The organism is Parafilimonas sp. (assembly GCF_047606085.1).
Lineage (GTDB): Bacteria > Bacteroidota > Bacteroidia > Chitinophagales > Chitinophagaceae > Parafilimonas.
In genome coordinates this window covers 1-9813 of the sequence record NZ_JASGEX010000202.1, presented here as the reverse complement: position 1 = coordinate 9813, position 9813 = coordinate 1, and the positions used below count along the sequence as shown (strand labels likewise).

The following is a 9813-nucleotide window of genomic DNA, read 5'->3' as shown; positions in this document are numbered from 1 at the left end:
TTGTAATTGTAAGTCACGATAAATATTTTTTAAACCGCATGGTTACAAAAATTGTTGAGCTGTACCAGCAGCAACTGCATATTTATTCCGGCAATTATGATTACTATGAAACAGAAAAAGAACAACGCATAGAAATTCAGCAGCGTGCTTACGAAAACCAGCAGGATTATATACGCCAGAATGAACGTTTGATTGAGCGTTTTCGTGCCAAGGCCAGTAAAGCAGCAATGGCGCAAAGCCTTATCAAAAAATTAGACAGGCTTGACCGCATAGAAAATGTGGAGGTTGAAAGGCCAAACCTTAAAATTAATTTCAGGGTTGATAAGCAGCCCGGCAAAATACTGGCATCGCTTAAACATGCGACAAAAAAATTTGGCAACAATCTTATCATAGAAAATACCGGCGCTGAAATTGACCGCGGTGATAAAATTGCATTGATAGGCGCTAACGGGAAGGGTAAATCAACCATTTTAAGAATGATCGCCGGCACGGAAGCTTTTGAAGGCGAAAGAAACTGGGGCCATAATGTGGATGAAAGTTTTTATGCCCAGCATCAACTGGAAGCACTGAACTTAAACAACACGATCCTGGAAGAAATGATGTTATGCGGCAGCGGTAAAACAGAGCTTGAGCTAAGAACGCTGTTAGGCTGTTTTTTATTTAGTGGCGATGATGTGGAAAAAAAGATACGCGTATTAAGCGGTGGTGAGAAAGCAAGGGTCGCCCTGGCAAAAGTTATTGCGGGCAAGGCTAATTTCTTATTGCTGGATGAGCCCACGAATCACCTGGATATTCATAGCGTTGAACTATTAAGCGAAGCTTTAAATAAATATGAAGGCAGTTATATCCTGGTAAGCCACGACAGGTATTTTGTTTCCAAAACAGCCAATAAAATATGGGAGATTGTTGACCATGAAATAAAAGAATTTAAAGGCAGTTATGAGGAATATGTGCAGTGGAAAGAAAGAATGAAACAGTCAACGGTTAACCGTCAACCGTCAACCGTCAACCGGCCGCAGTTAACTGAAAAACAGACTGACCATATTGAACCAACTTTCAACATTAAATCTTCAACATTAAACAACCAGAACCGCGAACAGCAAAAAGAATTGCAGAAACTGCAAAAGCAGTTCAGCAAAACAGAAGCACATTTGAATGAACTGAACCAGCAGAAAACCAATATCGAAAGCGATCTGGCCAATCCTGAATATTATGCTGACAGAACTAAGTTTGCTGAACTGGAAGAACGTTATAAAACTGTTCAGCAAAAAATAGCTGCATCCAATAAAGAATATGAGCTGCTGTTTGAAAAAATAATGCAGGTGGAGTAAAGTTGATTGGGTTGAAAGAGGAAGCGTTCACAGGTTTACATGTTCACGGGTTCACGGGTTCACGAGTTGTGCCCATTACAAAACAACTTATTAAACGTCGCTGAGATACGATAAACATAATACTGATTACAATTAGCAGTATTGATGTAAGCATTATTATGATGGATAAAAAACAACTACAGCATATAAAAAGAGTGCTGCAAAGCAACTTCAGTAATTTATGAGCAACTCATCAATCTACAATTTTTTGTTTCTTTATTACAAGCATATTTTTTAGCCCCCGGAATAATTTTGCATTGCTGGTTTACGCTGAATAAAGATACGCTGTACAAGGGAGTTTTTCTTCCATCGGAAGAAGCGAAAACAATGTACAATGTCATCTGTTCAATAGTTTGGCAACAAAATAGAAATTCAATCTTTACAAAGTAAAAAATACATTTATGGAATACAGGCAATTAGGCGCTTCCGGTTTATTTGTACCGGAGCTATGTTTTGGCACAGCCACCTTTGGCGGCGGCAATGATTTTTTTAAGAAATGGGGAAATACTGATATAGAGGAGGCAAAAAAGCTGGTGGATATTTGTTTGGATGCCGGCGTAAATATGTTTGATACGGCAGATGTTTATTCCGATGGATTATCAGAAACCATCTTAGGCAAAGCCATTGAAGGCAGGCAAAGAGACCAGTTAATACTTTCCACCAAAACCACTTTCACTTTTGGCAAAGGGTTTAATAACCAGGGTTCATCGCGCATTCATATTTTAAAACAAATTGAAGGCAGTTTAAAACGCCTTGGTACGGATTATATTGATATTTACCATATACATGGTTTTGATGGCAATACGCCCGTGGAAGAAACCTTGAGAACGCTGGATGATTTGGTCGAAAGCGGTAAAGTGCGTTACATAGCGGCTTCCAATTTTTCGGGCTGGCATTTAATGAAATCGCTCGGTGTTTCAGATAAATATGGCTGGAACAGGTATGTAGCGCACCAGGTATATTACTCACTGGCCAACCGCGAATATGAATGGGAGCTGATGCCGCTCGGGCTTGACCAGAAAGTTGGCGCAATTGTATGGAGCCCGCTGGCAGGCGGAAAACTGGGCGGAAAATATCGCCGCAATGCGCCACTGCCAAAAAACAGCCGTGCAGCGCAGGGCGGCAGTCCCGTGCCTGATGCTGTTACCAACGAAGAAGTATTATACAATACGGTTGATGTGTTGTATGAACTGGCGGAAGAAACAGGTAAAACGGTTGCGCAGGTGGCATTGAACTGGTTGTTGCAGCGACCTGCTGTATCAAGCCTCATCATCGGCGCACGCAACGAAGAACAGTTGAAACAGAATCTCCAGGCTGTTGGCTGGAACTTAACCACAGACCAGGTAAAACGTTTGGATAAAGCAAGCGAACAGCCGCCCATTTATCCTTACTGGCATCAGTGGCAGAATAAATCATTGAACCCTACACCGCAGTTTTATAAAGTATAGTGCAAGGCCGGGTTATGGTGTAATTAATACAACCCTGGTTTATAATTTTTAAAAATATTGTTATGAAGAACGCATTCATTTTTATTGCAGCAATGGCAATGGTAAGCTGCAATAACCCATCAACAAAAAAAAATAAAGTTGCCACGGTTTTATACAATGCAACCATTATTGATGGCAATGGCGGCGCGCCGTTGCCCAACGCTTCTGTCCGCATGGAGGGCGATAGCATTACAGCCGTTGGTGCAAATGTGGATACTACCAATGCGACTGTTGTTCATCTCAATGGCAAAACCATTATGCCTGCGCTCATCAGCGACCATGTGCATATAGGCTCCTTAAAAGGCCTGGGCAACAAGGCTGAAAATTATACGAGGGATAATATTCTTTCCCAGTTAAAAAAATACGAAGATTATGGCGTGCTGAATATTCTGGTAATGGGCAGCGACCGGCCCATGCTGTTTGAGAGCGGCCTGCGCGACTCATCCGTAAACGGGTTATTGCCCGGCGCAAGAATACATACAGCAGCTTATGGTTTTGGTGTGCCTGATGGTGCGCCACCCATCAACTTTGCAATGGATAAAGTATATCGTCCTTCAAAACCTGAACAGGTGCCCGTGGAAATGGACAGCCTTGTAAAATTAAACCCTGACGTGGTAAAGCTTTGGCTTGATGATTTTGGCGGCAGGTTTCCTAAAATGGACCCGGCCATTTATGAAGCCATTATTGATGAAGCGCATAAGCACAATCTTCGCGTAGCGGCGCATTTGTATTATTTGTCTGATGCACGAAAGCTGGTTGATAATGGCGTTGATATAATTGCACACAGTGTTCGCGACAGTGTAATAGGCGATGACTTAATTAACGAAATGAAAGCAAAGCAGGTGGCATATATCCCCACTTTATCCCTTGATGAATTTGCTTATATCTATGCCCGCAGGCCCGATTGGATAAATGATGCATTTTTCAAAGCATCGCTTGAGCCCGGCGTGTATGAAATGATCACTTCTGAAAAGTATCAGAACGATCTTAAAAACTCCCCTGTTTATGCTAAAAATATAAAAGCCTTTGAAACCGCTTTGCAAAACCTGAAGAAAGTGTATAACGCAGGCATCCTTGTAGCGCTTGGAACAGACAGCGGCGCTATGCCTTTACGTGCACAGGGTTTTAGCGAACACCTCGAGCTGGAATTAATGGTACAGGCCGGGTTAACGCCAATGCAGGCTATCGGCGTTGCTACAAAAAATGCGGCCGCACTGCTGCATATTGATAACAGGTTCGGCACCATAGAAAAGGGAAAAGTTGCAGACCTGCTTATCCTGAACGCTAACCCGCTCGATGATATAAAGAGCACAAGAAAAATAGATGCTGTATATAAGGCGGGCATTAAGGTGAAATAACAGTAAGCACCAGCAAAAAAAACAATTATGAACAGGACTGAATTTATCAGGGCAAGTGGCATATTAATTTCTTCCTTATTTATTAAACAGACAGTTATGGCAACAGTTAATACAATACCGGAAGAATTTTATTTTAAGGATGATGGCAGCATCCCTAACAGCAAATACCCGCTGCTGGTATATAAAAATGTGTTTGATTTAAGAGGCAGCAAAGGCGGCGACTGGCTGGAAGAACATTTTGCCAAAAACAACTGGACGAACACCTGGCGCTGGGGCGTTTATCCTTTTCATCATTACCACAGCAACACGCACGAAGTGCTGGGCGTATTCAGTGGCAGCGCATTGCTGCACCTGGGCGGAGAAAAAGGAAAAAAGATGCAGGTGAATGCCGGTGATATTCTCATTATCCCCGCAGGTGTTGGCCATAAGTGCATTGAACATACAAATGATTTTACAGTGCTTGGCGCTTATCCAAATGGTTTAAGCCCGGATTTAATGAAAGGCGAAAAAGGCGAACGCCCGCAAACAGACAACAATATCGCAAATGTGAAGTTGCCAGCCACCGACCCCTTTGAAGGAAACAGGGGTGGATTGGTGAAAATCTGGAAATAGCAATGAAGTGGGTTTGAATTTTTATGATTTTGAAAAAGAATAAGCATGCATAAAGAGATTGATTTTCTGCCAGAGATTACTGGTTCTTTTGCACAGCCCGCAGCAGAAAACCCAACCGTTGCCATGGTTGAAGCGGCATACAGGCATCATGGGTTGCATTTTCGTTACATTAATTGCGAAGTGAGCCCGGCCAACTTAAAAGCCGCTGTTGACGGGGCTAAAGCAATGGGCTGGGCTGGCTTTAACTGTTCCATTCCGCATAAAGTGGCTGTAATAAAATACCTTGATGGTTTGGGTGAATCTGCGCAACTGATCGGCGCTGTAAACACTGTTGCAAAACGCGGTGATAAATGGATGGGTGAAAATACCGATGGCAAAGGTTTTGTACAGGCTTTGAAGGAAGTGATTGACCCTTCAGGCAAGAAAATAACCCTGTTTGGCGCCGGCGGCGCTGCCCGTGCCGTAGCGGTTGAACTGGCCTTGGCAGGCGCATCAGCAATTACTGTTGTAAACCGTGGCGAAGAGCGCGGTAATGAAGTTGTTTCATTGCTGAATAAAAACACCGGCGCGAAAGCAGCGTATCATGCATGGGACAAAAAATATATAATTGAACCCGCTACTGATATTGTTATCAATGCAACAAGCATCGGCCTTTTTCCAAACATACATCAACAACCGGACATTGATTTTAATAGTATAAAAACAGGTATGGTTGTGGCAGATGGCATTCCAAACCCGCTACAAACGCATCTGCTTAAAACGGCTGCGGCAAAAGGTTGCAAAACCGTGAACGGTTTACAGATGCTGGTAAACCAGGGCCTGCTTGGTATTAAATACTGGACGGGCATTGATGCTGATGCTTCAGTAATGCACAAAGCATTGAAGGAAGCTTTGCATATAGATTAATGATGATTGATTTTATTAGAATAGACCATGTGCTTATCAGTATTCCGCCGGTCGCCAAAGAAACTGCCCGGAAGTTTTATAAGGAGGTTTTGCAGTTGAAGGAAATCCCCGGCAGCCATCCACGGGGCGCTATGTGGTTTGAAGCAGGCGATGCACAATTGCACATACGTGAAGAAGACAACCACAATTTCAATTCGGATAAACACCCGGCTTTTGAAGTAAGTGATCTGAATGCTACCAGGCACTTCCTGCAGGCACAAAATATTGCTATCAGCTACTCTTCTGAAATTGAAGGAAGGCAACGCTGCTTCTTCCGCGATCCCCGGGGCAACCGTTTCGCGCTGATTGAGTTTAAAGCAAGCATCTCCAACTGATACCTTCATATCCTTTCTTTTTTATTTCAACCAAGATTACCTGGCAACAAATGCGAAGCAACCGGCTGCATTTGCTATTGAACCTTGCAGTAATTTATATAGCTTTAAAAGAATTACCGGTTTTTGGTGAAAGCTGGCCGTACGCTAACCTATTTACAATTATTTGTAAAATATGTACAAGCAGTGGGCTTGTACTATGAATACCTTTGCGGTGTAAGCAATACAGTAATGATGAAAGTTCAGCATATTATTCTTTTCGTTTGTTTAAACATTTTTTTTATGCAGGCACAGGCGCAGCAGTTGAAGGATAATGTTTCATTCATTGCACATATCAATCCTCCAAACCCCGACCCTTCCGGCATTGCCCTCAGCAAAACAGGCAGGATATTTTTAGGTTTTCCACGCCATGCAGATAACCATACACAGTTTGCTTTGGCAGAATTGGTAAATGAACAATTGATTCCCTTCCCTGACAGCAGTTTTATTTATCCATCAGCAAAACCATATAAAGAATGGCTGGTTTCGCCGCATGGCATGTACATGGATAAGAACGATGTGCTTTGGATTTTGGATGATGGCAAACGCGCCGGCATACAGGAAATTCCGGAAGGCGCTGCCAAGGTGGTTGCTATTGATATCAACACAAAAAGAATCGTGCACACGCTTGTAATACCGGCAAATGTTTTATCAAGCAATGCGCATTATAACGACCTGCGGGTTGACCTTACACATGGCGCTAAAGGCACCGTATATATTGCCAACAGTGGTTTTGGCGAAAGGTATTCTCTGGTGGTGATAGATGTTGCTTCCGGCAAAACAAGGGAAGTGTTACTGAACCAGCCATCAACTTCACCTGAATCAAAATTCATGGCTTTTCTGGAAGGCAAACCGCATGTGGCAGATATGCAAAAGCAAACCTTTCCGCAAGGCGGGGCAGACGGTATTGCACTTTCACCCGATAGCAAAAAATTATTCTGGACGGCCATCAGCAGCCGCAACCTGTACAGCATTAACACGGATACGCTGAGTAATTTTTCGCTTGATGAAACAACCATAGAAAAAGCAGTAATGTTCGAAGGGCAACACCCGGCTTGCGATGGCCTGGCGGAAGATGATAAAGGTAATATTTATTTCGGCGCATTTGAACAGCAATCCATCGTTAAAAGAACGCCTGATGGTGAATGCCAGTTGCTGGCGCATAATGCAGCCAATTTCGTGTGGCCTGACGGGCTGGCTTATCATGGCGGCTATGTGTATGTAACGCTTGGCCAGTGGAACAGGCTGGCAGGTTTTAATAATGGAAAAGATTTGCGCAAACCGCCATACCTCGTTGCCAAAATAAAAGCGGACTGATACAACGTAAAGGCTGTTATATTGCACCGGACAGGATTGTTATTAAAGATTTTATTTTATGACGCCGGGCATTTTCATTTTTGTCTTTTTATTTTTGATGTAAACATCTAACATCAGCGTATGAAACCGGGCATGATATTTTTTTCTCACACAACTTGTCCTGCCAAAGCGGGAGGGAAATGCCTGCCGGCGAGGCAGGTGCATAGCGAGGTTCTCCCGAAGCAAGTTCGGGACAGGCATGAGGCCATTGAAAAAACAAAAAATATACGGATGAAACCGAGCATGATAATTTTTCTCACACAGGGGAATGTACATAGCGAGGTTCCATGAGACCATTGAAAAACAAACTTGTACGAATGAAACCGAGCATGATAATTTTTCTCACACCACCTGTCCCGAACCAGCTTCGGGAGGGGAATGTACATAGCGAGGTTCCATGAGGCCATTGAAAAAACAAACTTGTACGAATGAAAAAAATATCAGTTTTCCTGCTTTTCATTTTGCTGCAGCAAACCTTGTTTGCCCAAAATTATATCATTCCGTTGTGGCCGAAGGGCAAGGTGCCTAACTATCAACCCAGTTCAGAAACGGAGAAAAGGGATACCGGCAGGATCATCAGCATCAGGCTGGTGCAGGAACCGGATATAGCGGTTTACCTTCCTGCAAAACAAGTGGCTACAGGGCAGGCGGTGATTATATGCCCGGGCGGCGGTTACAGCGGGCTTGCCTATAATTTAGAAGGCACCGATGTGGCCGGCTGGCTGGTATCAAAAGGCATAGCGGCCATCGTGCTCAAATACCGGCTGCCCAATTCAAAGAGCAATATTATTCCGCACCTTTCGCCGTTAATGGATGCCAAAAGGGCCATGCGCATGGTGCGGTTTAATGCCGCCAGGTGGAATATAAATGCGCATAACATCGGCATCATGGGGTTTTCTGCCGGCGGCCATCTTGCCTCCACGCTGGCCACACATTTTGACGCCGGCGATGCAAAGGCTGCCGATTCAATTGAACAGCAAAGCTCAAGGCCCGATTTTGCCATACTGGTGTACCCGGTTATTACCATGACCCAACCGGTAATGCATGTGGGCTCCCGTAATAATTTAATCGGTGCAAATCCTGATACGGCTTTAGCCCGGTTTTATTCAAATGAGCTGCAGGTAACTAAAGATACGCCGCCCACATTTCTTGTTCATGCTATGGATGATAACGGCGTGCCGGTAGAAAATAGCTTATTATTTTTCCAGGCAATGAAAAACAATGGCGTTACAGGAGAACTGCATGTGTTTCCAAAAGGCGGCCATGGCTTTGGGCTTGGATTGGGAAAAGGGGAAGCCGAACAATGGACAGGCTTATGCACGGAATGGATGCGCAGCCTTACGGTTAAATAAGTGCAGGGCTTTTATAACAAATAACTTTATTATCAGCAGCACCTATTATTAAAAAATTAACAGGATACCATAATGAAATTCGCAATAGTTGCTTTTATATCTTCAGTTGTATGCTTGCTGCAAACCCATCTGCATGCGCAGGATTTTTCATTCAACGGAAAAGATGTTTCGGTTGTTTACAGCCAGGAAGGCCCAAAGCTTGATTCCATTGCAGCCAACCTGCTGGCTGAAGATATACAACGGGTGCTGGACAGGATGTTGATAAAGTTTGGCGACGTTCCGCAGAGCTATGGCGTTGTTGCAGAGACCTGGAAAGAATAAGCTATCTTAAAGAGTGATTTAAAATATGGATGCGAATAGTTTTTTAAATAAATACATTAGCAGCATGAAAATTTTCTTGGCATCGCTGCTGAATCTGTGTTTAATAGCTAAGGTTTCAGCTCAGCAAGATATTGTGGAGGGAATGTGGAAGGCTTCTATAAACAGGCCCGATGGAAAACGCATCCATTTCAATCTGCGGGCCGCTACAGAAGATGGAAAAATGGTTTTATATCTTATCAACGCAGATGAATCTATGCGCATTCCGGATGTAGATATCAAATCAGATTCCATATTCATTGACATGCCTGTTTTTGAATCAGCTTTCAGGGCAAAGATTATAGCCAGGGACAGCATCAATGGTATGTGGCAAAGGGCTTCGGTTAATAAACCAATAGTAATACCATTTACGGCAACGGCGAAAAACCCGCTGCGTTTTGAATCTGTTTACGGCAAACCAACCCAGGATGTAAGCGGTAAATGGGCTATTGACTTCGCATCGCCGCAGGGAACAAGCTCGCCTGCCATCGGAGAATTTAAACAAATAAACAACAGGGTTACCGGATCGGTGCTTTCACCAACCGGCGATAACAGGTATCTGGAAGGGATTGTTTCGGGCGACTCTTTATGGCTTTCTGGTTTTG

9 protein-coding genes and 1 pseudogene are annotated in these 9813 nt (G+C 43.6%); all 10 read left to right on the top strand.

The window, feature by feature from the left end; all coding sequences use genetic code 11:
* On the top strand, positions 1–1331 hold a 1331-nt coding region (locus tag QM629_RS17910; RefSeq protein ID WP_415161268.1), incomplete at its 5' end, for an ABC-F family ATP-binding cassette domain-containing protein.
* Positions 1332–1771: 440 nt separating this feature from the next.
* Positions 1772–2818, top strand: a complete 1047-nt coding sequence (locus QM629_RS17905) for an aldo/keto reductase (protein WP_415161267.1) — start codon at positions 1772–1774, stop codon at positions 2816–2818.
* Between the two features lie 62 nt (positions 2819–2880).
* Positions 2881–4215, top strand: a complete 1335-nt coding sequence (locus QM629_RS17900; RefSeq protein WP_415161266.1) for an amidohydrolase family protein — start codon at positions 2881–2883, stop codon at positions 4213–4215.
* A 96-nt stretch (positions 4216–4311) separates the two neighbouring features.
* Entirely contained in the window at positions 4312–4827 is a 516-nt protein-coding gene (locus QM629_RS17895) for a cupin domain-containing protein (RefSeq protein WP_415161265.1), read from the top strand.
* Positions 4828–4872: 45 nt separating this feature from the next.
* On the top strand, positions 4873–5733 hold the full coding sequence (gene aroE, locus QM629_RS17890; RefSeq protein WP_415161264.1) for a shikimate dehydrogenase: 861 nt from the start codon (positions 4873–4875) through the stop codon (positions 5731–5733).
* A complete protein-coding gene (locus QM629_RS17885) occupies positions 5733–6107 on the top strand; it encodes a VOC family protein (RefSeq protein WP_415161263.1) in 375 nt (124 codons plus the stop codon). The genes aroE and QM629_RS17885 overlap by 1 nt, the downstream gene beginning before the upstream one ends.
* 183 nt (positions 6108–6290) lie before the next feature.
* Positions 6291–7460: an L-dopachrome tautomerase-related protein gene (locus QM629_RS17880; protein ID WP_415161262.1), complete on the top strand. Its 1170-nt coding sequence runs from the start codon at positions 6291–6293 to the stop codon at positions 7458–7460.
* Positions 7461–7927: 467 nt separating this feature from the next.
* Complete coding sequence (locus QM629_RS17875; RefSeq protein ID WP_415161261.1) at positions 7928–8851, top strand: alpha/beta hydrolase; 924 nt, start codon at positions 7928–7930, stop codon at positions 8849–8851.
* Positions 8852–8923: 72 nt separating this feature from the next.
* Positions 8924–9172 (top strand): hypothetical protein, encoded by a 249-nt coding sequence (locus QM629_RS17870; RefSeq protein WP_415161260.1) that lies wholly within the window; start codon positions 8924–8926, stop codon positions 9170–9172.
* 64 nt (positions 9173–9236) lie between these two features.
* Positions 9237–9813: pseudogene (locus QM629_RS17865) on the top strand (TlpA family protein disulfide reductase); the annotation flags it as partial.

Excerpts from the sequence above, each read along its gene's own strand:
- aroE (WP_415161264.1), top strand. The coding sequence starts at position 4,873 with ATGCATAAAGAGATTGATTTTCTGCCAGAGATTACTGGTTCTTTTGCA.
- QM629_RS17905 (WP_415161267.1), top strand. The coding sequence starts at position 1,772 with ATGGAATACAGGCAATTAGGCGCTTCCGGTTTATTTGTACCGGAGCTA.
- QM629_RS17870 (WP_415161260.1), top strand. The coding sequence starts at position 8,924 with ATGAAATTCGCAATAGTTGCTTTTATATCTTCAGTTGTATGCTTGCTG.
- QM629_RS17900 (WP_415161266.1), top strand. The coding sequence starts at position 2,881 with ATGAAGAACGCATTCATTTTTATTGCAGCAATGGCAATGGTAAGCTGC.
- QM629_RS17895 (WP_415161265.1), top strand. The coding sequence starts at position 4,312 with ATGGCAACAGTTAATACAATACCGGAAGAATTTTATTTTAAGGATGAT.
- QM629_RS17875 (WP_415161261.1), top strand. The coding sequence starts at position 7,928 with ATGAAAAAAATATCAGTTTTCCTGCTTTTCATTTTGCTGCAGCAAACC.
- QM629_RS17885 (WP_415161263.1), top strand. The coding sequence starts at position 5,733 with ATGATGATTGATTTTATTAGAATAGACCATGTGCTTATCAGTATTCCG.